The organism is Saccharothrix deserti, assembly GCF_009769385.1.
Taxonomy (GTDB): Bacteria; Actinomycetota; Actinomycetes; order Mycobacteriales; family Pseudonocardiaceae; genus Actinosynnema; species Actinosynnema deserti.
The window spans coordinates 33,238-56,615 of record NZ_ML775965.1 but is presented as its reverse complement, the minus strand read 5'-3'; the positions used below and the strand labels follow the sequence as shown (position 1 = coordinate 56,615).

17 protein-coding genes are annotated in these 23,378 nt (G+C 68.3%); 5 read left to right on the top strand and 12 right to left on the bottom strand.

Features of this window, described 5'->3' with window-relative positions:
* Positions 1 to 110: 110 nt before the first annotated feature.
* The 4 genes from FM051_RS50455 to FM051_RS10910 form a co-directional block, all read right to left on the bottom strand.
* A complete protein-coding gene (locus FM051_RS50455) occupies positions 111 to 572 on the bottom strand; it encodes a hypothetical protein (RefSeq protein ID WP_202918787.1) in 462 nt (153 codons plus the stop codon).
* A 641-nt stretch (positions 573 to 1,213) separates the two neighbouring features.
* Positions 1,214 to 1,870 (bottom strand): ESX secretion-associated protein EspG, encoded by a 657-nt coding sequence (locus tag FM051_RS10920; protein ID WP_158842824.1) that lies wholly within the window; start codon positions 1,868 to 1,870, stop codon positions 1,214 to 1,216.
* Complete coding sequence (locus FM051_RS10915; RefSeq protein WP_158842823.1) at positions 1,870 to 3,075, bottom strand: WXG100 family type VII secretion target; 1,206 nt, start codon at positions 3,073 to 3,075, stop codon at positions 1,870 to 1,872. The genes FM051_RS10920 and FM051_RS10915 overlap by 1 nt, the downstream gene beginning before the upstream one ends.
* A gap of 7 nt (positions 3,076 to 3,082) precedes the next feature.
* Entirely contained in the window at positions 3,083 to 3,379 is a 297-nt protein-coding gene (locus tag FM051_RS10910; protein ID WP_158842822.1) for a hypothetical protein, read from the bottom strand.
* Positions 3,380 to 3,566: 187 nt separating this feature from the next.
* On the opposite strand from FM051_RS10910, the gene FM051_RS10905 reads away from it, so the two are divergent.
* Together FM051_RS10905 and FM051_RS10900 are read left to right on the top strand one after the other, a co-directional pair.
* Positions 3,567 to 4,322 carry an FHA domain-containing protein gene (locus FM051_RS10905; RefSeq protein WP_158842821.1) on the top strand — a complete coding sequence of 252 codons (756 nt, stop codon included), beginning with the start codon at positions 3,567 to 3,569 and terminating at the stop codon, positions 4,320 to 4,322.
* A gap of 204 nt (positions 4,323 to 4,526) precedes the next feature.
* Complete coding sequence (locus FM051_RS10900; protein WP_158842820.1) at positions 4,527 to 6,293, top strand: serine/threonine-protein kinase; 1,767 nt, start codon at positions 4,527 to 4,529, stop codon at positions 6,291 to 6,293.
* A 73-nt stretch (positions 6,294 to 6,366) separates the two neighbouring features.
* On the opposite strand, the gene FM051_RS10895 is transcribed toward FM051_RS10900, so the two are convergent.
* On the bottom strand, positions 6,367 to 7,905 hold the full coding sequence (locus tag FM051_RS10895) for a polysaccharide lyase 6 family protein (RefSeq protein ID WP_202918786.1): 1,539 nt from the start codon (positions 7,903 to 7,905) through the stop codon (positions 6,367 to 6,369).
* A gap of 226 nt (positions 7,906 to 8,131) precedes the next feature.
* Here FM051_RS10895 and FM051_RS10890 point away from each other — a divergent pair, with 226 nt between their 5' ends.
* The gene (locus FM051_RS10890; protein ID WP_158842818.1) at positions 8,132 to 9,598 is read left to right on the top strand and encodes a cellulase family glycosylhydrolase; all 1,467 of its coding nucleotides are present in this window, start codon (positions 8,132 to 8,134) and stop codon (positions 9,596 to 9,598) included.
* Positions 9,599 to 10,213: 615 nt separating this feature from the next.
* On the top strand, positions 10,214 to 10,342 hold the full coding sequence (locus tag FM051_RS53105) for a hypothetical protein (RefSeq protein ID WP_274383544.1): 129 nt from the start codon (positions 10,214 to 10,216) through the stop codon (positions 10,340 to 10,342).
* Positions 10,343 to 10,554: 212 nt separating this feature from the next.
* On the opposite strand, the gene FM051_RS10885 is transcribed toward FM051_RS53105, so the two are convergent.
* From FM051_RS10885 to FM051_RS51660, 3 genes are all read right to left on the bottom strand, one after another.
* Positions 10,555 to 11,511 carry a YncE family protein gene (locus FM051_RS10885; RefSeq protein WP_158842817.1) on the bottom strand — a complete coding sequence of 319 codons (957 nt, stop codon included), beginning with the start codon at positions 11,509 to 11,511 and terminating at the stop codon, positions 10,555 to 10,557.
* Between the two features lie 59 nt (positions 11,512 to 11,570).
* Positions 11,571 to 18,122, bottom strand: a complete 6,552-nt coding sequence (locus FM051_RS10880) for a golvesin C-terminal-like domain-containing protein (protein ID WP_158842816.1) — start codon at positions 18,120 to 18,122, stop codon at positions 11,571 to 11,573.
* Between the two features lie 341 nt (positions 18,123 to 18,463).
* The gene (locus tag FM051_RS51660; RefSeq protein WP_238412293.1) at positions 18,464 to 18,901 is read right to left on the bottom strand and encodes an integrase core domain-containing protein; all 438 of its coding nucleotides are present in this window, start codon (positions 18,899 to 18,901) and stop codon (positions 18,464 to 18,466) included.
* Positions 18,902 to 19,030: 129 nt separating this feature from the next.
* Between FM051_RS51660 and FM051_RS10870 the strand changes: the two genes are divergently transcribed.
* Positions 19,031 to 19,258 (top strand): hypothetical protein, encoded by a 228-nt coding sequence (locus FM051_RS10870; RefSeq protein WP_158842815.1) that lies wholly within the window; start codon positions 19,031 to 19,033, stop codon positions 19,256 to 19,258.
* A 2-nt stretch (positions 19,259 to 19,260) separates the two neighbouring features.
* On the opposite strand, the gene FM051_RS10865 is transcribed toward FM051_RS10870, so the two are convergent.
* From FM051_RS10865 to FM051_RS51655, 4 genes are all read right to left on the bottom strand, one after another.
* Positions 19,261 to 21,084, bottom strand: coding sequence for an ABC transporter ATP-binding protein (locus tag FM051_RS10865; RefSeq protein ID WP_202918785.1), 1,824 nt, complete (start codon positions 21,082 to 21,084; stop codon positions 19,261 to 19,263).
* Positions 21,081 to 21,872, bottom strand: a complete 792-nt coding sequence (locus FM051_RS50450) for an ABC transporter ATP-binding protein (RefSeq protein WP_202918784.1) — start codon at positions 21,870 to 21,872, stop codon at positions 21,081 to 21,083. The genes FM051_RS10865 and FM051_RS50450 overlap by 4 nt, the downstream gene beginning before the upstream one ends.
* Positions 21,787 to 22,932, bottom strand: a complete 1,146-nt coding sequence (locus tag FM051_RS50445) for a hypothetical protein (protein WP_202918783.1) — start codon at positions 22,930 to 22,932, stop codon at positions 21,787 to 21,789. The genes FM051_RS50450 and FM051_RS50445 overlap by 86 nt, the downstream gene beginning before the upstream one ends.
* 193 nt (positions 22,933 to 23,125) lie before the next feature.
* Positions 23,126 to 23,378: hypothetical protein (locus FM051_RS51655; protein WP_238412292.1), on the bottom strand; the 253-nt coding region annotated here is incomplete at its 5' end.

Below are 23,378 nucleotides of genomic sequence, written 5' to 3'. Positions count from 1 at the left end.
ATCGCAGGTCTGCACCCGCATCGCCCCGATCACCCGATACCGCACACGCCGGATCCCCAGATCCGACCGCGCCCCCAACATCACCACCAGGGCCTCATGCGCCGGACGCGTCAGGTCGACGCGTCCGCCGGCCTCGGGCAGCCACACCTGGACACCGTGCCGTTCGAACAGCGGGGCCATGCGCACGAACTGGTCGCCGCAGAAACCGCGCTCGTACTCCCCACCACGATCGCGTCGAAACCGCGATCCGGATCGGCGAGCGCGGCCAACAACCGGGCGGCCTGCGGCCGATCCGCCCACTCCTTGAGCCGGGTGCACCCGGTCTCGAAGTACTCGGCGACGATCACACCGTGACCCGCCACCAGACGCTCCGCGACCCCCCGCTGCCACAACCGCGACGTCCGCCGATCCTGGTACTCCGACGTCGACATCCGACCATAGAAGGCAAAGCGCAGTCCACGATGGACGAACGGATCGTTCGACGACTTACGACGCGCAGTGGATCCTTTGGTCCGCAGCCATGCACCGAGCAAGTCCGGATCTTCCGATCGTGACGCCATCACCGTGACCACCTTCGTGTCCGACCTACGGGATACCGATGGGACGGCCCGCGCCGGAGGTAGTGACGGCGGTCGAGGTGTTCCCAGCCGGACGGACCAACGGCCGTCGCCGTCCGCCGAGGCCTTCAAGCACGGATCACCGCGCGGGTGGGTCAGGGTGGCGGTTCGGGAGCCGGTGGAGCGGCCGAGGGCGGCTGCGCAGGCGGTTCCGGACGGGTGGTGTGGTGATCTCGGGCAGGGCGAAACCCCCTTTCGGGCGATGTGAACAGGTGCCGTGCGCGTGGGACCATCCGCGCGTGAGGAATTGGCCAAGGCGCATATCCGCTGTCGCGGCGCTTCTCGCTACGGCGGTGACGGGAAGACGTGAGGAGCCAGAAACCCGCTTGGACGCGACTCCCAAAGGCAGTCGTATGCACCGGTTCCGCATCTATTGCCTAACGCGCTCATCAGCGTAGGTAGCCGAAGCTGTGTAGCTGCCGGATCAGTTCGGCTGGTCCCCGCCTACGGCCTGGACGAGTTGGGCGACCTGCGGGCGGTCCGGCAGCTTCGGGGTTCGCCGACCCGCTCCTCCTATCGCGTCGGCCGACGGGTATGCCGAGGTGGTAGGAGGAGCGGGCCGGCTTCATCGGCGGCCTGCTGCTTCGCGTTCCCGGTCAGTCGCTGATACGGCGAAGCCACTCCCTGATGATCGGGCGTGTCGCGGGCGTGGCGTGCACCCAGCCCTGGCCGCGGCTGTCGACGTAGCGGACGACCAGCCAGCGGCCGTCCGGGCAGTCGATCGTGGTGATGAACGACTCCGAACGCCGGCGTCGCCCGTACCGGTCACGCTTGGCCGCGAAGAGCTTCGCGACGCCGGTGCGCGAACGCTGCATCAGTTCGACCAGTGCCCGTGACGTCTGCGCCTCCTCGGCACGGGCGTTGATCGACGAACCCCGACCGGGCCGCATCTCCGGCAGGCACGCCACGAGCATGTCCGACGGGTCACCGTGCAACGCGTCGATCCGCACATGACCATTGTCCCGCACCGCGAAGACGCCGTGCCGTCCGGCCGTGGCGACGACGACCGGTAGCGTGACCTCACGGTTGAACGCGATCCAGCCGAAACACTCGAAGTCCGCGGACGCGAGCAGCCGCAACGCCTCCAGTGCTTCGTCGACCCGCACGCCCTCGCGGTACAGCGTGTGCTCGACCTCTAGGGTGTTGGCCTCGGCAGGCGGCACGCGCAGCACGGTGTGGTGCTCGCCGAGGTTGTCGTGGTGCCACAGCACGTCGAACTCCGCGTCGGACAACACCACCGGTTCGCGCAGCATCAGTCCTCCCCGATCACGGGCGTCACGCTGTCGGGCATCGGGCCGACAAGCGCGTCCGCGTCCTCCTGGAGGTACACGGTGCGCTGGTGCTCCCTGTCCTCTTCCTCGCGCATGTGCGCGGTGTGTGGGGCGAAGCCGCCCATGCCCGCCACTCCGACCTTGCCGGCCGCGCCACGGGCACCGGCACCGGCCGCGGCAGGGGCGTTGGGCGGCGGCGTCCTGCCGAGGACGGCAGAGCGGTCGCCCGCGTCGAGGGCACCCCGCTGTCCCCTGGTGCCGGTGGGATCGCCGAGGCCGATCCCACCCGGGAGCACCGGAGCGACACCGGACAGGTGGTCGCCCTTCGGGATGTTCGACGTGTGCGCGGTGTCCCTGGCCGACGGCGGACGCGACGCGATCGGCACGCCGCCCGGCACACCGGTGGACCAGTCGGCGACCGCCGTCCGGTCGCCCGGCTGCCTCGGAGCGCCGGGCCCGTGAACGGCAGGCGCCCGACCGCCGAGATCTCCGTCGCCGCCGCCGGTGCTGCTGGCCGAAGTCTTGCCGCCGCCGCTCACCGACGGCGGTGCGGAGGTCTTGTCACCGCCGGCCGATCCCGCCGACGACGGCGAAGTGGTACCCGTATCCCCGACCTGCGGCGGCGCGGACGTCGCGGCCTGCACGCCGGCTCCGCTCGCGGACTGCACAGCGGTGTTCGCGCCCTGTGCGCCGCCGGATGCCTGGGGCATCTGCGGCAGCATCGCCTGGTTCTGGCCCGTCGCCGTGGCGTACTCCGCGTAGACGCGACGGTTGTTCGCGTCGGCCTCGAACCACTCCTTGCGCGCGATCTCGTTGTCGGTGTCCCACGGCGTGAGCTCGTCGAAGAGGGTCAGCTCCGGCGGCTGCGGCGTCGCCATCGGCAGCACCTGCTGCCTCAGCCGGCCGTAGCTCTGCGCCTGGGTCCGCAACGAGGCGTCGGCCTTGCCCAGCGTCTCCTGCGCACGCTGGAGGGCCTGTTCGATCGGCTGCACGGCCTGCGCTGCCCGGTCCGACGCCTTGCCCTGCCACGTGGCTTGCATCTCGGTGGTGAGCCGACGCAGTTCGTCGCCGAGGGCCTGGATGCGCATGCGCGCGTCCTTCGACACGTCCGCCGCCTGGTTCAGCCCGTCGGGGCCCGCGCCCTGCGACACCATCAGGTAGATCTCGTAGCCGCTGAGCCCTGCCATCAGTCTTTCACCGCCATTCGTCCGTGGTTGCCTGTTCGGTCTTCACGTACTGGTCGACCGACGCCTGCAGCTCCTCGATCCGCGTCTGCAGCTCCTGCTCGATCATCGAGACCGAGTCGAGGTGCGCTTGGCCCGCCTGGCAGGCCGCGGTGATGAAGGAGGTGGTCGCCGGGTCCTGCATCGGAGGCTGGATCTGCGCGAGCAACTGGCTCTGCTGGTTGGCCGCGGACAGCTCGTCGCGCACCTTGCCGTGCCTGCCGACCACCCCGTGGAGAGTGTCGATGGTTACTTCGAAATCGCCCATGGGCGCAGCGTGGCGGGAGTGACCGGGGACCCCTCCCGTCTCAGCGCGGCAAACCCCGATGTCCCGCAGCCCGGTGCCATGGAATCGACGCCTCGTGACGAGATGGGTGCCTACCATCCCCTTTTGAGGGCCGGGAGGGGTCCCGGAGCGATCCGGCGACACTGCGCGACAACACGAGGAGGCCGGCATGAACACCGAAAGCCTGGCGCGCGACGTGCCGCGCGCCGCGCCAGGAGCCGTCGTCGCCCTGGCACTGAGCGGGAAGATCAGCGTCACCCCCGTCGAGGGGCGCAGGGTTCGGTTCGGCCGCAACCGGCCGGACGTCGACCTGTGCGTCGGCGAGACCGACCCGCGGGTAAGCCGTCAACACGGCCTCCTGACCCGCCACGCGGGCCGGTGGTGGGTCACCAACACCGGGCGGCTGCCCATCCGCTTGCCCAAGACCCGGTGGCTGTTCCGCGACGAGGATCCGGTGCCGCTGGCCAACGGCTACACGCCGCTGTTCATCCGCGGTTCACACGACCGCGAGCACCTGCTCGAGCTGTACGTCGCCGGCGAGGACGGCGGCCACCCGGCGACCCGCCACGCCGCCGTGACCCAGCCCCCCAAGCGGTGGCGGCTCACGCCGGACGAGCACCAGCTGCTGGTCGTGCTGGGGCAGCGCTACCTGCTGCACGAGGCCAACCCGCAGCCGGTGTCGCGCCAGCACGTCGCCGAAGTCCTGAACGAGCTCCAGCCGGACGCCGGCTGGAGCGTCAAACGGGTCGAGCACATGGTCGCCGACGTCCGAGCCAGGCTGTCCGCGGCGGGTGTGCACGGCCTGCTGCGCGAGGAGGTCGGCGAGCCCGTCGGCAACGCGCTCAACGACAACCTGCTGCGCGAACTCGTCCTGTCGACCACCCTCGTGCCACCGGACCTGGCGCTGCTGGACTCCCTGTCCTGACCGAGGACGAGGTGTCGGACACCGGCGCCCATTCCGATTCCCGTGTACACCTCAGGTCGACTGCAGCGACTTCACATTCGGCAATGTGAGCAATGGTCAGGTGGCCGCCTTTCGGGTGAAAGTCCGGCACATCGGCCAGTTCACGCCGCATTGGGCGGACAAAGCTCATGACGACACACAAACGTGGTCACTACACTACACACCGTGCGCACGGGGGATGTGGTTGGCGGGCGGTACGAGTTGGAGGACGCCCGTGGCTCCGGATCCGGTGGTGTCGTCTGGGGCGCGTTCGACCGGAAGCTGAAGCGGCGGGTGGCGCTCAAGCGTCCCCACACGGCGGCGGACCACACCGATCGGACGCAGTTCCGCCGTGAGGCCGAAACCGCCGCACAGGTGCAGCACCCGAACGCCGTCTCGATCTTCGACACCGTCGACGCCGACGACTGCTGGCTCGTCATGGAATACATGCCGGCGGAAAGCCTCGACAAGGCGCTGGCGGCGAAGGGGCCGCTGCCGCCCGAGCGGGTGGCGAGGATCGGTGTGCAGATCGCGGGCGCGCTGGCCGCAGTCCACGCGAAGAACATCGTGCACCGCGACGTGAAGCCGGGCAACGTCCTGGTCACCGACGACGACTTGGCCAAGCTGACCGACTTCGGCATCTCCATCTGGCGGGACGTGACCCGGACCGACGACGGCAGGGTCACCGGCACGCCCGCGTACACCTCGCCCGAGGTGGCCGGCGGCCACCCGGCGAGCCGGGCCTCGGACGTCTTCTCGCTCGGCGCCACGCTGTTCGCCGCGGTCGAGGGCACGCCGCCGTTCGGCAACGGCGAGCCGCACGAGGTGCTGGAGCGCGTTCGGCGCGGCCAGACCCTGCCGATGCGCCAGGCGGGTCCACTCGCCCCGCTGCTGGCGGAGATGCTGCGACCGCATCCCCACAGGAGACCGACCACCGACGAGGTCCGACTACGGCTCAAGGACATCGTCGGCGACTGGGAGCCACCACCAGCACCGGTCCAACGCCCCACCCGCGCCCGGGCACGGCGCCGTCCCTTGCTCCGGGCCGCCGCGGGGTTCACGTTCGTCATGGCGATCAGCGCGGTGGTGTTCACCTGGCAGTACCAGGCACCTGCGGCACAGCAGCACTCACCGGTCAGCGATCTGGTCGGCGACGAGCGCACCGCCGACCCCTGCGCGCTGATCGACGAGGAAGAGTTGCGCCGATTCGGTCCGACGCGGCTGTTCACCACCTACGGCAACTTCAACCGCTGTGACGTCGTGGTCGACGTCAGCGCGAAAGCGCCGGTGGACGTCGAGATCCAGCTCATCACCCGTGCGTCACGCGCGGTCCAGGGACGACCGTTCGAAGTCATCGAGGGTGCCTGGCAGAGCGGCGAGTGCGACCGCACCGTAGTGGTGGACGACGAGTACGCCGTCCGGGTGGCGGCGAAGCTGCAGAACCCGCCGCTGGACCTCTGCGCCGTGGCCGAGGTCGCGACGGGCACCGTGCTGAAGGTGCTCCGCAGCGGTCCCATCCCCCGGCGCGCCACCCCGTTCCCCGCCGGTTCGCTCGCCCACGTCGACGCCTGCTCGGTGCTGGACGACGAGGCGCTCACCACGCTGGCCGGGGTCGACGGCGACTCGGCCGTGAACGTGTTCGGGAACTGGGCGTGCAAGTGGTTCAGCACGGTCGGTGGGCCCGGTATCAACCTGCGCTTCGACCAGCACCCGGCGCAGGAGGTGCTCATGGGCGAACTGGTCGAAGTGGGCGGTCGCGCGGGGTACCTCCAGCTGAACACGGGATCGAGCACGAACTGCACCGTCAGCGTTCCGCACCGGCCGGCGAACCTGCCACAGCGGGCGCAGATCGACGTGATGGTGCTGACCGTGACGGGTGATCGGCCGGGTCACGAGTATTGCGCCCGGGCCATGCGCCTGACGGCGGTGGCCGCCGCGAAGCTGCCCTCCTGACCGCGCTGGAGCCGGCGAGCACGACCGCACCCGCCGACTCCGGTTGTCGAAACGTGGTCGTGCGCGAGCCGCCCTACCGGGCGTTCGGGCCGACGTCGGTCGCGCGGAGCGGTCCTCGGACGACCGCGGCGGTCGACCTCTCGTCCGCACCGACATCGGTGACGCCGGCACGCGGCTGGCCGTCCATGTCGTCGGTGACGAACGTGTAGCGGCCGGTGCCGGTGTCGATCGCCGGGCTGCCCGCGCCGATCCGGTACACCGGTCCTTCGCGGTGCAACAGCGGATCGACCGCGCGGATGGCCTCGGTGGGCTGGATGACGCCGACGGTCGCGGTTCCGGTCGCCCACGCGATGTTCCCGGCGTACGTCATGTTCACCGGTGCCTTGAGTTCGTTGAACAGCTTGCCCTGGGCGCCGGTCACCACGTTGTCGGCGATGGTGGAGTCGACCGGCGCGAAGGTGTAGTTGGCGCCGATCTCGATGTTCGACGTGTTGTTCACGAAGGTGTTGCTCACGACGGTCGCCCGATAGACGCGCCAGTGCGCGTTCAACGCGCCCGAGGTGTCCACGTCGCCGCCGTCGAGCTGGAGCGCGGCGTCGTAGCCGGATCCGGTCAGACCCTCGAAGTGGTTGTTGTAGACCTTGTGGTCCTGGCCGTAGAGCCGGATTCCCCCGGTTCCCGCCTTCCCCTCGCCGAGGAAGAAGTTGCCGTGGAAGGAGCCGCGGTTGCCGTGCCGGTGTGACAACGTGCCCTGTGAGGTGCGGAAAGTGTTGTACCGGACGGTGTTGTCGTTGCTCTTCACGGAGATGATCTCCGGGTCGCCGTCGCAGTTCTCGAACAAGTTCGACTCGACGACGGTGAACCCGCTGGAGCGGGAGATCGTGCTCCGGCCGACCCGGATGGCCTCCATCTCGTTGACCGCGCGCGGGCCGATGTCGCGGAAGTGGTTGTGGTCGATGCGGTCGTGCCGCGACTGCTCCGTCTCCGATCCTTCGATGGTGATGAAGTTGCCCAGCTGACGCTTCTCCTCAAACAGGTTGTGGTCGATCCGGTTGTGGTGGCTGTTCGCACCCTGGATGAGCACCCAGGTCAACGACGACTCCTCGGTGAGCCGGAAGTGGTTGCGGGTCAACCGCACGTGGTTGGAGCCGGTGATCCGCAAGGTCGAGCGGTTGGTCCAGCTCAAACCCTCGAAGGTCACGTGCGAGGAGTTCGCCACCTCCAGTTGCCCGTCGTCGACGACAGCCCGACCGCGGTGGGCTGCCACGATGGTGATGGGCTTGGCCGCGGTGCCGTTCTTGCCGGTCATCCCACCTATCGTGTACCGACCGTCGGCGACCACGATCCGGTCCCCTGCCCGGGCGTCGGCGAGGGCGTCCTGCAGTTGGGTCGAGTTCGTGACGTTGACGATGCGGTCGACGCCGTGGTCGGCGGACCACCGGGTGTCAGGGTTGCCGTCGACCGTGTCGGACGGGACGCTGCCGTCGTCCGCACTGGCCGAGGCGCCGGCGATCGGCAGTGGGGTGGCTGCCCACGACGTGATCGGCCGGCACACGACGGAGACGCCCGATACGAGCAACACCGCCAGGAGCACACCAACAGTCCGTGTCATCGGGATCCTCGCTCTTGACCGGAGAAGCGACATCCGATCAGCATGTCCGATCATCGGTGGGACCAGTCCCGGTGACCGCGATTCGGCTCGGTCACACGGCGTGTGGATCACCTTGTCCGTCAAAACGGGTCAACCCCAGTATCGACCGGATCGCCGCACACGTCGTGCTGGCATCGTCAGCACCAGCTCTGTTCACCTCGGGCCATGCACCACGTCACAGCACAAGGTGGCTCCTCGACTGCCTGACCACCGCCGGATCGGATGGAACAGGCCCGAGCGGGGACGCCCAGGGACCGGTCCCCCGGGCCCGCTGTACAACCGGCCCATGAGATTCGCAATTTCGTTGGCAGCGACACTGATCACGCTCACGTTCACCGTCGCAACCGCTGGTGCCGAGAGCACCGGCCAGGTCGTGAACGACTCCGACTCGACGTACTTCACCTATCCGAGCGGCACGTGGGGAACCACCACCGGTAGACCGGCGAAGTTCAACGGTGACGACCACTTCACCAACGAAGCGGGCGCCCGCGCGCAGGTCCGGTTCACCGGTACGCAGATCGTCCTGAAGGGTGCCGTCGCGCCACACCACGGCACCGCTACCGTCACCATCGATGCAGGCGCGCCCACAACCGTGTCGCAGCAGTCGGCACTGCGGCAGGACAACGTGCCCTTCTTCACCTCTCCGGTGCTCCCCGCGGGCCCTCACACGGTCACCATTACCGTTACCTCCCCCACGTTCTCGCTCGACTCCGCTGAACTGATCGGCACACCGCTGATCACGTTGCCGCGCATCACCGTGCAGGGCGACAACATCCAGCGCAATGGTCAGGACTGGTGGTTCACCGGTTACAACTCCGTCGTCTGGAGCGGTGACTGCGGTCGCGACGACGAGAAGATGACTCCGGCTCAGGTCGACGCCTGGTTCGCCGGCATGCGACACGACGGCCACGGTGCGGTTCGACTGTTCTTCTTCGAGGGTTGGGACATCGCTGCCCTCGACGCCGCGGTCGTGTCGGCGCGGCGGCACAACGTCTACCTGACGATCACCCTCGACGACGCGATCGCCGGCTGTGGCGAAACCTACAAGACACCTGAGTGGTTCAGCAATGCGCAGGAACGCGATGCCTACCGTCAGCACATGGTGCACCTGCTTGAGCGCTACCGGGGCGAAACCTCCATCGCCTGGTTCGAGTACTTCAACGAACCGGGCGGGGACAACACCTGGCGTCAGGTACGGGACTTCTACAACGCCATGGGAGATGTCGCCGCCGGTGTCGATCCCGACCGGTTGTTCTCGGCCGGAACCCTCTCCCCGGAGGCCGTCGGTGGCGAGGCGAACTACCGTGCCCTCTCTGGTTCACGCGGCGTGGACATCGCATCCGTGCACGAGTTCGACGCGGACGCCGTGATCTCCACGCACTATGGCGTGGCCAAGGCGAATTCGGCGGGCAAGCCGCTCGTCGTCGGCGAGTTCGGGATGTCCGCCAACGCCACCGGGGAGGGCTGTGCCCGCTCGTTCGCCGCCCGAGCGGAGCAGGTGTCGAAGAAGCTCAACGCCTACGTCCGGGACAGCGCCAACGCCGGCGCCTTCGGGTGGGCCTGGCAGCCCGGCGGCCAACCGGACGCCTGTGAGTCGGGCAACCTCGACGCCGACACCGCGTCACAGGTGCACTTCCGGACCACAAGCAGGTAGTCCGAGGCCTGGTCGCGATACCTCGGCATGGCCGGGGTCTGTCGGCCAACACCGTCCGCACGTGGGGGGACATCGGCAAGCTCGTCAAACGCGAGCCGGACGTGCGAGGGTGGGTGCGGTACCGCGTCGGTGACGCCGCAATCGAGGACGGGTGCTGTTCACCGCGGGTCGGTACTCCCCGCTGGATCGACGATGTGTCGCCCGACATGCCGGCCTGGCCTCTCGTTCCGTTGATCAAGCAGGTCGACAGAGGCTTCGCCTATGACTTGTCGGAGTCGAGGAGTCCCATGACGACACGGGGCCTCGTCGCGGTTGGATTTGGTCACCACACCCAAAACCGCCCACGACGAGGCCCCGCCAGGTATGCGCCCTGCGCATGTCCACGCCGATCGGATCCCGCACAGCACGACACCCTGGTCGCCGCCCTGCACCGACGGTGGCGTGTGGCCACCCCTGTGGCGATAGTGCTGCTGTTCTCGTTCGGGATGTGCGCCCCGAGATGGCCGAGGTTCTGCCCTACAAGCCGGTCGCGGTGCGACGGTGGATCGCCCATCACGCCCGCCACGGCCTCGAAGGGCTGCCCCACCGGCTCCGCAGAGGGTGGTGGACGGTGACGTGGCGAGCGTTGGGGTGCTGTCCTGCGCGCTGAGCATGCTGGTGCTGGTGGCGTTCCACCAGGGCGACCTGGCTGCGGTGACCCAGCACGCGAGTAGGTACGCGTCACGCAGCTGTTCCGCGACGTGATCGGCGCCGTGGCGTCAAACGCAGCTCGACGAGGCCTCATCAACCAGGAGATCGCGAAACGGCTGGTGATCTTCAGTCGCACGGCGGAGGGCCGCGTGGAGCGGATCCCGGGGAAGCTCGCGGTTCCCCTCGGACAGCCAAAGGGCGATGTGGGTGGTCGAACACCGCTGACCTGCGCCGGCGTTGATCCATCCACGCCGGCGCAGGTCTCGTCACACGGTGAAGACCTCGATGTTCGGCTGCGGCCGGTTGTCGTGACTGGTGATCACGAAAAGCCGGTCCGCGCCCCACGCGAGCCCTCGCGGAGCCACCGTGTGGCCCGTGGCCAATGCCCGCGTGGATGTCGGCACGGAACCGCCGTGCTCGTAGATCAGCACGTCGTTCGCGTCCCCGGTGAGCGCACCGACCGCGACGAACCGCTCGGTGACGGCCACCGCGTTGGGCCGCGGCCTGGCCGCGTACGCACCCCTGCGCGCGAGGTTCGTCGGCGACCACGCCTCCACCCGGTCCCGCGACCCGGCCGCACTGTGCAGCGTCAAGCCGTCCGGGGTCAGGTCCAGGTCGACCAGGCTCGCGCCGACCTCACCCGTCGAGTCGGGGGTGAGGGCGCCGGCTTCGATGTAGTAGACCTGGACCGTGGACAGGCTCAGCGCCAGCTGGCCGGCGATCAGCATGTCCGTGTCGGTCGCGGTGAGCAGCGGAGCGCGCTGGTATCGCGTCGCGCCCTGCAGGTCGCCGGTGACCGGCTTCGCCGCCAAGTGCTCCAGCTTGCCGATCTTGCCGGCGAAGGTGCCCTCGCAGCCGTAACCGAACCAGACCGTGGTCTTCGACCTGGCCAGGTGGGTCGGGCACGGACCGGTCGCGTAGCGGTGCGTCTCGGTGAGGCTCGTCGTGCTGATCACCGAGATCGCGTCACCGGCCGCCAGGGCGGCGAACAGGAGGGTGCCGTCCGCCGAGAGCTCCAGCCCCGTCGCCCCGGACTGGTTGTTGATCGACTTGACCACGTTGCCCGCGAAGTCCGTCACCACGATGCCGTTGGACGTCGCGCCGCCGCTGATGAAGACCCTCTGGTGGGTCTGGTCCACCGCTATGTCGCCGAAGCCTGACAGCGGCAGGGCGGTCGCCGCGGAGGCCGCAGGCGCGGTGAATGTTGTTGCCGCCAGAACCATCGCGGCACCCACGCCAGCCGCCGTCGTACGTTTCACAACAATCCTCCAGTCAAGCAGCGTCATAAGCCGTTCTCCTCAAGGAATTTCCGCGCCGCATTCATGTACGTAGAACGATTCTTGTTACCCCACGCAATAGGGTTGATCTTGTTGAGGATCGGGCGGTACTTGTCGTTGAGCATTTGCTCCAGGCCGCGGCGAGTCGCTCGGTCATCCGTCCGGTGAACGACCTGGAAATTCAGCTCGCCGTACAGCTTCCGATGCTGCGCCTCGCGATTGGCGATATTCTTGGCCATGCCCGTCCGCACGACCGTTCCATCATCGGTGGTGATCTTGTATACGCCACCTTTTGCCTCTGGCGCGCTCCCGCCACCGACATCACAGGAATCGTTGTGCACCAACACGCTTTGCGCAGCGGCCCCGACGTAATAGGTGTGGACGCCCTCGACGGTGAGGTTGTGGACGCGCTGGCCGTGCCGCTGAAACGTCCTCGCAGTGAGGACTTCCAGTTGCATGCCGGACACCGAGCGGACCCGTTGCCCTGCTCGCACCTCGTCGGCATCGAGCCAGCGGCCCTCGTCGTCGATCCAGAACGGGTGGTTGTCGGTGGTGACCACGACACCGGTCTCGTGCCCTGCGTTTCCGTCCGTGTCGACCGTGAGTTCGACGAGGTCCTTGTCGCCATCGCCGACGATCAGGGCCGAGACTCTGCGCGCACTGGTCGTTCCGGTGTCCGGGTCGGTCGCCACGACGAGGTCGCCCGTCCCGATATCTTTGATCGCCTGGCGAGAACCATCGGCCATCAAGACCGGCGTCTCAGGTGTGAAGCTGTTGCATCCTCCCTTCGAGGCATTACCGCCCTGCCCAACGCCGGAATTCGAGTTGCCGTTGGTGCCCTTGGTGGCACTGGACCCGCCGCCGTTCGCGGCCTGCCCGCCGCCGGAACCGCCGCCGGACGGCTTCTGCCCGGTGCTGGCTGTCCCGCCGGCCTTCCCTCCACCGGCACCGGCGGGTTTACCGGCGGAGGGTCCGCCGACCTTGGGCGATGGTTTGGGAGTGGGTGCCGTTTTGGCGCCGTTGGCGCCGGTGTCGGCGGCCTTGGCGGCGGTGTTCGCGGTGGCCGTGGTGTCCGCAGCCTTGCCCGCGCCCTCCGCAGCCTTGCCCGCACCCTGTGCGGCGTCGGCGCCCTTGACGGCGTACTTGCCGGCCTTGACGGCGGTGGCGGCCCAGCCGGCGAACGGGATGGCAGCGGCCGCGGACAGGGCGGCGTTGGCGTAGTCGCCCTCGGCGGCGTACCAGGCGGCGTTGGCGAGGTCGGCGACTTCACCCACGCCCGGGACCAAGCCGGCCACGTCCAGCGCCGCGTGGCCGATGGCCGAGGCGTTGTCGGACATCCACTTGCCGGCCTCGTCGAACCAGCCGTGGCCGTCGATCTCCACCTGGGACAGCGGGTTGCCCGCACCGAAGGTGTACCTGTTGTTCGTCCACGGGTCCGTGGTCATGCCCAGGTCGCTGAGCGCGCCGTTGTACAGGTCGAGCGTCAGGAAGCGGTTCAGACCCGGCGCGTAGTCGCGGAAACCCATGTCATAGGTACCGCTGTCCTTGTCGTGCCTGGCCGTGTTGAACCGGTACGAGTTCTTCTCGTCCTTGTCCGGGACCAGCGGGGCCGGCTTGTCCTCCCCGGTGAAGTCCTTGACGTCGTCCTTGCCGTAAGCGGTGTAGCCGTAAGTGGACTGGGCATCGCCGTCGGAGTCGGTGACCATCTCCACGTCGGAGTGGGCGTTGAAGCTCAGGTAGACCTGGTCCTCGTCGCCGTCGTCGTAGTGGATCTGACCCAGCATCTCGCCGTCGGCCGAGTACTGGTAGCTCTTGGTGAGGTCGCCGTCCTCCTCCTCGGTCAGCACCTGCTCGGACAGGCCGAGGTAGTGCAGGACCGTGGTCTCGCCGTCGTCCTCCTCCTTGGTGCGCTCGCGGTCGAGCGGGTCGTAGGTGTACGTCGTGACCTTGTCGCCGTCGTCCTTGGCGTGCTCGATCTTGCGGTCGAAGCCGTCGTACTTGTAGCGCTCCAACTCCTCGCCGGACTGGGTGACCTTCTTCAGCTTGCCGAAGGCGTCGTAGTCGTAGTTCGCCTCCTCCTCGTCATCGGTCTCCGACGACACCAGGCGGTTGCGGTCGTACTCGAACTCCGTCCCCTTGCCGTCGAGCTCCTGGTCCCAGACGTTGCCGTTGTCGTCGTGCTTGTAGTTCTCGGTGCGGTCGCCGTCGCCGTTCTTGTCGACCTTGCGGATGCGGTCGCGCGGGTCGTAGGTGTACTCGGTGTCGTTGTCGATGAAGTTGTCGTGGTCGTCGGCGTCCTGCTTCTTGCTCTTGTCGCGGCTGCGGTTGGAGTTCGAGTCGTACTCCAACTGGTGGTCGAGCACGATCTCGCCCGAGTTCTTCTCGGTCTGCCGCTTCACCAGGCCGTCGAGGTAGTACGTGAAGTCGACGGTGTTGCCGTTGCCCTTCACCTGGCGGGAGATGTGCCCGCGCTTCGTGTAGCTGAACGTCGTCTCGCGGCCCGAGTCGCCGTCGCTCTTCTTGTTGACCACCTTGGACACGAGGTCGCGCGCGTTGTACTCGTAGAACGCGGACTTGCCGTCGAACTTCGCGAAGGTGAGGTTGTTGTTCTCGTTGTAGCGGTACTCGGTGGTGGCCTCGACCGACCCGTCGGCGAGCTCCTCGACCTTGGTCGCGAGGTCCAATCCGTCGTAGGTCACCTTGAACTCGTCGACCGGCGTGCCCGGCGAGGAGTCGGTCAACGACACCAGGTTGTCGTTGGCGTCGTAGAAGTGGCTGAAGACCTTCCTCTCGTCGTCCACGTCGGCACTGTTGTCCCGCACCAGCTGCACGGCGTCGGCCGACACGGTGCCGTTGGCCTGACCGGACAAGGTGACGTTGCGCGTCTGCCCCGCGGCGAACGCGAACTTGCCGAGGCTGACCCACTCGCCCGCGCGCTTGGACTGGTCGACCTTGACCGTGCTGCTGCCGCCGTTGTGCTCGACGGTGTAGGTCGCGTCGGTCGCGGTGCCCTCGGGGTAGCGGACCAGGACCTCGTAGTTGCCGTCGGTCGGGATTCCGGCCTTCCACACGAACTTCTCGTTCGCGTTGCGCTTGTCGGTCGTCCGGTACTGGCTGCCCTGGAAACCACGCGGGGAGTCGGCCGTGCGCCAACCCGGTGTCGCCTGCGTGCGGACGGTGTTCGCGTTGTCCACCAGCACGACTTCCTGACCGACCGGCACACCGTCGTCAGCCCGTGTCCTGAGCTTGCCGTCCGGGTAGTACTCCCAGGTCTGCACGCGGTGCGACGACCCACCCGCGCTCGTCACCGTCCGGTTCGACTGCTGTCCGGTCGGCGTGTAGTCGTAGGAAGTCTTGATGTCCCAGGCGTCGGTGGACGTGCGCACCCAGCCGTTGTCGAAGTAGGTCTGGCGGGTGACGTTGCGGGTGGACTGCCCGCGCGACGGCGGTGCGCTGACCTCGGTGACCCGGCCGAGCTCGTCGTAGCTGTAGATCGTGCTCACCGGCGACTTGTGCTCCGAGTCGCCCGGGTCGTAGGGCAGGATCTCCTCGCGCGCGCGGTTCAGCTCGTCGTAGACGGTCTCGGCGACGAAGTCGTCGCGCTGGTCCGGGGTGTCGACGCCACGCGGGTTGATCGTCCGGGTCAGGTTGCCGACCTGGTCGTACTCGTACTGCGTGGTGAAGTAGCGGATCGTGCCGCCGGGGTTGTCGTGCGGTGATCGGACTTCCTTCTGGTTGCCCCGTTCGTCCAGCGTGATGAGGGTTTCGTTGCCGTCCTCGTCGGTGCTCGCGACGACGTTGCCGTCCTTGTCGTACCGGGTCTTCGTCGAGTTCTGGTCGGCGTCGACGGTCTCCACGACCTGGTGGTTGGCGTCGAAGACGTACCGGGTGGTGGAGTCGTTGACGTCCGGCGTCTTGTTCTTCCTGGCGTCGACCTCCTTCACCAGGTTGCCGACGTCGTCGTACTCGGCGCTGGTGCGGTTGCCGTTGACGTCGGTGACGTGCATCAGCTGGCCGAGTTCGTCGTAGGCCATGGTGAAGCTGAAGTCGTTGGGGTCCCCGGACGTCAGCATGCCCTTGGGCAGCGTCTGCTTGACGAGGTTGCCGACCGGGTCGTAGACGGACGTCGTGAGCTTCTCCGGGCCGTCCGGCGTGTCCTTGGGCGCGTACACCGCGACCTGCTGGTCCATCTCGTCGTACATGACGCGGGTGACCGCGCCGTTCGCGGCGGTGCTGGTCACGACGTTGTCGTTCGCGTCGTAGCGCGGGCCCGGGGTGACGATGTAGACGCCGGCCGCCTGGTCCTTCGGCTCCCTGGAGTCCAGCGGACGCTTGAAGATGTCGTACGTGAAGGTGCTCGTCTTGCCCCGCGCGTCCACCGTGGAGACGACGTTGCCGATGTCGTCGTAGCGGAACCGGGACGCACAGTTCAGCGCGTCGGTGATGATCTGCGGGAACCCGTTGGGGTCGTAGTCGCCGAACACCGTGGTGTGCCCGTTGGCGTTCGTCTGGTCGATCAGGTGCCCGAACTCGTCGTGCGAGTACCGCGACGTGTAGTCGTTGGGGTCCTCGGTCGCAGTGCCCTTGGGATCGGTGACCGAGAGCAGGTTGCCGTTGTCGTCGTGGACGAAGAGCCACTTGCGACCCTCCGGCGTCACCTTCTCGGTGAGGTCGGCGACGTGACCGTCCATCGCGGTCCGGTAGGTGAGCCTGGTCGGCGGCCAGTTCTGCTTGTTGGCCTCCGCATCGCGGATCTCCAGCGGGAAGCCGGTCTTCTGGTCATACACCCAACTGGTGGTGGCGCCGTTGTTCTCCACCAGGCGGATGACGTTGTTGTCCTCGTCCCAGTGCAGGGTGGTGGCCTGCTTCTTGGCGTTCGTGAGCCGAGTTGGACGCCCGAACCCGTCGATCAGCACGCGGGAGGTGTGGCCGTTGCCGTCGGTGAGGCTCGCGTCGATCTCGGAGCCCTTCGTGCCGTCCGGATCGGCGTAGTCGAACCCGATCGCGGCACCCCGGCGGTCCTTCACGGTGCGGACGTGGCCCTTGCGCAGGGGATCCGCGTCGTCGGTGAAGTACTCGACGCCGGTCGAGTGGCCCAGCGGGTCGACCACCCGGATCAGGTTCGCGGTGGTGCTGTCGTAGAAGAACGTGAACGTCTTGGCCTCGGGCCGCCCGACGCCGTCCACGACCTCCTGCAACGCGCCGTGCTCGCCGTAGGTCAGGTGGATGACCCGGCCCGAGACGTCGGTGACGGACTTGAGCTGGTCGATGACCGCCGCTTCGGCCAGCTTGGCTCCACTGACCTTCCGGTCACCGCGGAAGATGGTGAACGGGTCGTCGCGCTGGTAGTAGTCCAACGTGAGGGTGCGCCTGCCGGTGGCGTCGGTGACGTGCGTGAGCACCTTGGCGTTCCGCCCGCCCACGAGCGCCTGCTCGTAGGAGAACGTCATGGTGTTGCCGTTCTTCTCCACCGTGGACGTGTGGTAGCCCTGGTGGTCGAAGTAGAAGTGCGTGCGCTCCGGCGTCGTGAAGACCCAGCGGCGGCTGTCCTCCTCCTTCGGCAGATGGCGCAGGTAGAGGTGGACGCCCGCGGGGCTGTCGTAGGTCCAGTGCGCGGAGTCGTCGCTGCCGTTCTTGTTCAGCTCGAAGAAGTGGCCCGTGCCGTCACCGTCGACGAGCGTCACCGTCGAGGCCCAGCCGGTGCCGCTGAACTCCAGCGGCGTGCCCAGCCGGTTCAGCGTGGACGCGGTGACCGACCAGCCGGTGCCGGTGTAGGAGTCCGATGTGTCGGCGCTGTTGTAGGTGAACCGCACGAAGCTCGCCAGACCGCGGCTCGGGTTGGTCAGCGCGTCGTAACCCCACACCGCGTTGCCGGAGAACTGGTTCACCGACAGGTTTCCACCCGCGCCGGTACCGACCCCGCCGTACTGGTAGAACTGCTCCAACCCGAGCTGGTCCGACGTGGGCCGCTCGACCCGCACGTCCTGGTCCAGCGTCGGCACACCGGCCGTCTCGGAGAGCCACCGGTTGGTCGCGGTGTCCCGGACATCCCAGCGCAGCACGAACTGCTCGCGTTCGTTGCCGACGTCGGCGAGCGTCGGTGTCTTGACCTTCGCGTCCACCGTGACCGTCGCACCGGGCGCGAGGTCGGGGAGTTTCGTCTCCAGCCGATCGGCAGGCGTAGCGTCGGTGCCGCCGGGCAGCGTCCAGTGGTAGGACAACGCGTGCTGCGCGGCGCTGAACGGGGTCGTGGTGGTGTTGGTGAGCGTGACCCGCACCGCGTACTCGTCGCCGGGGATCATCCGGCGCGGTGTGTCCGGCGCGGAGTACGCCGCGTTCACCGCCATCGCGCGCACGACGGCACGGGGTTGCGGTGAGTGGCGAACCGGTCTCTTCACGTCGACCACGCCGAGCGTGGCGCACCGCGCGGACGGCGGTGCGGCGACGCGGGCGGGCGTGTGCGCCGTCTGAGCGAACGCCGGTGGCACCGGCGCGACGAGTGCCGCCACGAGCACGGACAACGCGGATAAGCGGCCTGCTCGGGAGAGTGCCCCCATGTTCGTCCCCTTCATCCGGAGGTACCGGGAACAATGGCCACGGCGCGGGGGACCGGTCCCGGCCTGCCTCCACACGAACCGGGCTATGAGACCCGCAACCTCTGTCAGCTGCGGTGATGACGTCGGCTGCTCTCCTCGCGGCAGCGCCGGCAAGCGCGGCAGTCGGCCATAGACGCCCGCCGGTACTCACGTCGACGTGGCGAACCGCTGGACTGCGGCCAAGCCGACCCGACCTTTGATCGTCACTGATCTTGTCCGGCGCCTCCCCGGTCGACGGCACAGGAGTGGCACAGCGGCTGACGACACGGCAGGGAAAGGCGAGGTGGAACGACGAGCACGGCTCATTGCCGGCAATTCCCGGACGGATTCCTGCACGGCCCTGTGCTTGCCGAAAATGCTGTCCGTGCAGGTCGGGCGGCGTGGTGGTACTCGTTGAGGATGCCGCCCAGTCGTTGCCGTCGACGGATGTCGAGTCGGGTGACGGCTGCTTGGTCGGTGGTCGGTTGTGGCAGTGGGTGTAGTGGTCGGGCGTTGGCGATGCCTTGGTGGGGGCGGTGGGTGTTGTAGAAGTGCTCGTACTCGCGCAGGGCGTGGAGCAGGTGCCGTTGGTTCCAGATCAGCGTTCGGTCGAGGAGTTCACGGCGGCAACTGCGGATCCAGCGCTCCATGATCGCGTTCATCCGCGGTATCCGGACACCGGTGAGGACGACCTGGACGCCCGCGTCGGCGAGGACGGCATCGAACAGCGCTGGGAACTTCCCGTCCCGGTCGCGCGGCATGACGGGTTTCGGTGTGGAAATCCCGTTTCGGGACTGGGAGGGCCTGCCACACCGCGACAAATGGGCGCGGGAACTCGAGTCCGGGACCATGCTTCGCGCCGAGCTCACGCCAGGGAGTTTTATCGGTGGATGTTCGGCGAGGAACCGCCACCCTTCATCCCGTTCTGCCCTGGCGCGATCCTCGGGGTGCACCGGCACGCCGTGCCGGCCCGGCCGAGATCGTTCTACCGGCGGCTGCTCGAGCACTTCGAGAGGCTCGCCCACCGCAACCCGGAAGAGGGCCACTACATGGAACGGTTCTGGGTTGCGGTCTTCGAGCCGGACTGGATGAGGCGGGTGGCGTCCTTCCCGGCGTAGTGTCACTTCTGTTCGCTGCTCGTGTAGGCCTCGGCCTGCGTGCGGTACAGGTCGGCGTAACGTCCGCCGCGGGCCAGCAGTTCGTCGTGGCGACCGGCCTGGACGAGCTCGCCGTGGTCCAGCACGAGGATCTGGTCCGCGTCGGCCACGGTGGAGAACCGGTGCGACACCACGACGGTCACCGCACCGGTTCTGGCCGCCAGTTCGCGGGCGCGGGCCATGTAACGGGTGAAGATGGCGTGCTCGCTGGGGGCGTCCAGGGACGCGGTCGGTTCGTCGAGGACGAACAGCAGCGGCGCGGGGCGCATCGAGGAACGGGCGAGGGCCGTCTTCTGCCACTGGCCTTCGGACAGCTCGACGCCGCCGAAGTCCTGGCCCAGCTGGGTGTCGAGGCCGTGCGGCAGGCGGCCGAGGAGGACGTCCGCGTCGGCGGCGCGCACCGCCTCGCCGATGCGTGCGCGGTCGTCGATGTGCGGCAGGTCGCCCAGTCCGACGGTGGTGGCGAACGTCGTCTGGAAACGCCCGAAGTCCTGGAAGGCCGCGCTGGTGCGCTTCCGCCACTCGTCGGCGGGCAGGTCGTCGAGGTTCGTGTCGTCGACCCTGATCGTGCCCGAGCCGGGCGAGTAGAACTTGCACAGCAGCTTGACCAGGGTCGTCTTGCCCGAGCCGTACTCCCCCACGATCGCCACCACCGAGCCCGCCGTCAGGTGGCAGCTCACGTCGGTGAGGGTCGGGCGATCGGCACCGGGGTAGGTGAAGCCGACCCGGTCGAAAGTGATCCCGCGCCGCAGTGCCGCCGGAACGGGCCGGGTGCCGCGCTGCGCCCGCGTGGCGGCCACGTGGTCCCGCAGCCACAGGTAGGGCTCGATCACGCGGCCGCTCGCCGTCGAGTTGTTCACGTCGCGCAGGGTGTCCTGCACGGACTGCCGCAGGGTGAGCGCGACCGTGACGGCCAGGACGATGTCTCCGACGGTGCCCGTGCCCGTGGTGGCCTGCCGGATCACCAGGGCGAGGCCCGCCACGAAGCCCGCCGTGAACAGCGTCCAGCCGGCCAGCTTCCAGCCGGCCGCCCGCACCCTGGCCCGCAGCCGCACCCGGAAGACCTCGTTCCACGCCGCCACCTGGCGGTCCACGACCTCGTCGCCCGCGCCCGCGATGCGGAGTTCCTTGCTCGTGGCGGGTTTGGTCGCGAGACGGAACAGGTGGCGCTGCAACCGGAAGTTCTCCGCGGTCTCGGTCTCGGCGGTGTTGACCGCGCGCTGCCCGCGGCGGTCGCACCACAACGGCGCGGCGGCGCACGGCAGCAAGGCGATCAGCCACGGGTTCGTCGTGGCGAGCAGCGTGACCAGCACCGCCAGCCTGATCACGTTGAAGCACGCCGCCACCGCGCCCCACATGCCGAACATCAGCTCCCACGAGGCACCGCGCAGCGTGGTGATCCGGTCCAGGACGTCGGGCCGGTCCAGGTGGTCCATGCCCGGCAGGCCGACCAGGTCCGCGTGCAGCCGGTGCTGCACGTGCACGAGACCGACCCGTTCGATGAGCACGATCCACAGTCCTCCGTTGAGATCGCTCAGGTAGGTGCCTGCCGCGAACACGGCCGCGGCGGTCACGGCGCCGATGACCGCGGCTGTGGTGTCGGCCGCGATCACACCGTTCACCGCCATCCGCAGGGCCAGTGCGCTCGCCGCGACCACGACGGCCTGTCCGGCGTAGACCGCCAGCAGGCCGGAGGTCATCGCGGGGTACAGCCGCCAGGAGAGCGCGAGCAGCTCCGCCCACAGCCGGACGTACCGCTTCACCGCAACCGGCTTCTCCGTGCTCACAGCAGTTCGCCCTCCTCGACGCGGTCGTCGAAACCGCGCTTGAAGCGGTCGGCCTGGATCTCGAAGAGCTCGGCGTAGTCACCGCCGAGCTCCACCAGCTCGTCGTGGGTGCCCGACTCGCTGATGCGGCCGTCGCGCAGCAGCACGATGCGATCGGCCTGGCGCACCGTGGAAAGCCGGTGCGAGATCAGCACCACCGTCGCGTCCCCGTGACGCGCGGCGAGCCGGTGGAAGACGTCGAACTCCGTGCCGACGTCCAGATGTGCGGTGGGCTCGTCGAGCACCAGTACCTTCGCCCCGGTCCGCAGCGCGTACAGGGCCCTGGTGAGGACGAGCTGCTGCCACTGGCCTCCGGACAGGTCCGCCCCGCCGGCGCGTTCCCGGCTCAGCGGCGTCGCCCAGCCCTCCGGCAGCCGGTCGAGGACCTCGGTGAATCCCGAATCGCGGGCCGCCGCTTCGATGGTGGCCTGATCACGTGGTGCCGCGGCGTTGCCCAGCGCCACGTTGTCGGCGGCGGACAGGTGGTAGCGCACGAAGTCCTGGAACACCACCGAAACGCGCTCGCGCCACACGGCGGGATCGAGATCGGCGAGGTCGGTCCCGTCTGCGGTGACCCGGCCGGAGGACGGCGGGTAGAGCCCGGCCAGCAGCTTGATCAACGTCGACTTGCCCGCCCCGTTGAGCCCCACCACGGCGAGCAGCTCACCGGGCCGGATCTCCAGGTCCAGCCCGTCCAGCACCTTCCGCTCGCTGCCGGGATAGCTGAAGCCGACGTCCTCGAACCGCACGAGCGGAAGCGCGCTGATCTTCGCCGGGGACGTGAGGGCCGCGGCGGGCGCCGGGGTGCCCGGCAGCTCCTCGCGCAACCGCTCCAGTGCCTTCAGGACGACGAGAGCACCCCTCACCTCGCGGCTGTCGGCACCCGCGTACCCGAACATCGCCGAGCCCGCGGCGAAGACCGCGGTCGCGACGGCCGCCGACACGGCACCTCCGGCGCCGGCCAGGGCGACCATCACGTAGACGATTCGTCAGCGGCAGGAGCACCAGGAGGAACCTCCGCCACTGCCCGCGCATGTTCTCCACACCGACAGCCCACACCGGTTCGAACATCGACCGCACGTGGGCGGTGACCCGCTCGACCGCCCAGCCGCCGAAGCCGAAGACCCGCAGTTCCTTGCCCTCCGCGGGGGCGAAGATCGCGTCCGCCCACACCTCCGCGCGCCGGCCCTGGTCGGTGCCGCCCAGCCACTTGTCGTACCACCGCATCGCGTTGCGCCGACCGATCATCGTGTGCGCCACGACGGCCACGAGCAGCAACGGCAACACCCACCACGAGAACGCGACCAGCACCACGCTCAGGCTCACCAGGCTGACACCGTGGGCCAGCAACTTGAGCTGGGTCAACGCGCCGTCCGCCGGTGTTTTCTCCGTCCAGTTGCCAGGATCGGCTCTGGCCTTCCACACCAGGTTCCGCACGTCCTCGCGTTCCAGCGTCGCGAACGCGGGGCTCGTCACCGCGAGCCGGGCGACCTCCGCCCGGTGTGCGCCGTCGATCCGCGCGGTGGCGAGGAAGAACAACGGCTCCTGCACCACCTCCAACGCGTGCCCGAGCAGCAGCGCGGCGCCGAACACGACCAGCGGAACCGCCGCGCTGGCCAGGAAGTCCGCGTTGGGCCCGTCCGCGACCCGCCCCACCAACATCGCCATCGCGACAGCGGAGACAGCGGGAATAAGGCTCGCGGCGACGGTCACCACGACGATCACCAGAAGCAGACCGGGCCCCGCCCCGGCCATGACGCGCAGCAACAGGGCACGCTCTCGGAGCGCGTTGTACATCTCAACCCTCACCTGTTGATTCGATTGACATCGACTACTGTCATGCAGGTGCGCGGTATCGCCGTCGCAGTTTCCGGAAATGACAAGGCGACACCATCGTCGCGTTTGATTCGAATCCGCTGTGCATACGACTTCGTCAAGAGTGAGCTGATGGCAAAATGTCGCAACGTCGTGGACACCGGCACTGTCTTCTCGTCCCCAGAAATCAGATGTGCTCCACCAGCCGTGTTGAGTCGAAGCGCTTCACCTGTTTGGAGGGTAGACCTGTACTTTCGCGCCCGTCAACCCGTTTTCTACGGCTGGGCGAACACTCGCCTCGCGCCCGCACTCCGGATTTCGCAGGCTCTGAGAAGAACGGTGCGCTGGGCCCCACCCGTTTGAGGAGTGGTAAGAGTGAATTGAAGCTCGGCAGCACGGTGGTGTACTCGGTGCCGGCACCGAGCGCTTGCAGTACCAGC

Excerpts from the sequence above, each read along its gene's own strand:
- FM051_RS10920 (WP_158842824.1), bottom strand. The coding sequence starts at position 1,870 with ATGCTGCGCGAACCGGTGGTGTTGTCCGACGCGGAGTTCGACGTGCTG.
- FM051_RS10915 (WP_158842823.1), bottom strand. The coding sequence starts at position 3,075 with ATGGCAGGGCTCAGCGGCTACGAGATCTACCTGATGGTGTCGCAGGGC.
- FM051_RS10910 (WP_158842822.1), bottom strand. The coding sequence starts at position 3,379 with ATGGGCGATTTCGAAGTAACCATCGACACTCTCCACGGGGTGGTCGGC.
- FM051_RS10905 (WP_158842821.1), top strand. The coding sequence starts at position 3,567 with ATGAACACCGAAAGCCTGGCGCGCGACGTGCCGCGCGCCGCGCCAGGA.
- FM051_RS10895 (WP_202918786.1), bottom strand. The coding sequence starts at position 7,905 with ATGACACGGACTGTTGGTGTGCTCCTGGCGGTGTTGCTCGTATCGGGC.
- FM051_RS10885 (WP_158842817.1), bottom strand. The coding sequence starts at position 11,511 with ATGGTTCTGGCGGCAACAACATTCACCGCGCCTGCGGCCTCCGCGGCG.
- FM051_RS10880 (WP_158842816.1), bottom strand. The coding sequence starts at position 18,122 with ATGGGGGCACTCTCCCGAGCAGGCCGCTTATCCGCGTTGTCCGTGCTC.
- FM051_RS51660 (WP_238412293.1), bottom strand. The coding sequence starts at position 18,901 with ATGCCGCGCGACCGGGACGGGAAGTTCCCAGCGCTGTTCGATGCCGTC.
- FM051_RS10870 (WP_158842815.1), top strand. The coding sequence starts at position 19,031 with ATGTTCGGCGAGGAACCGCCACCCTTCATCCCGTTCTGCCCTGGCGCG.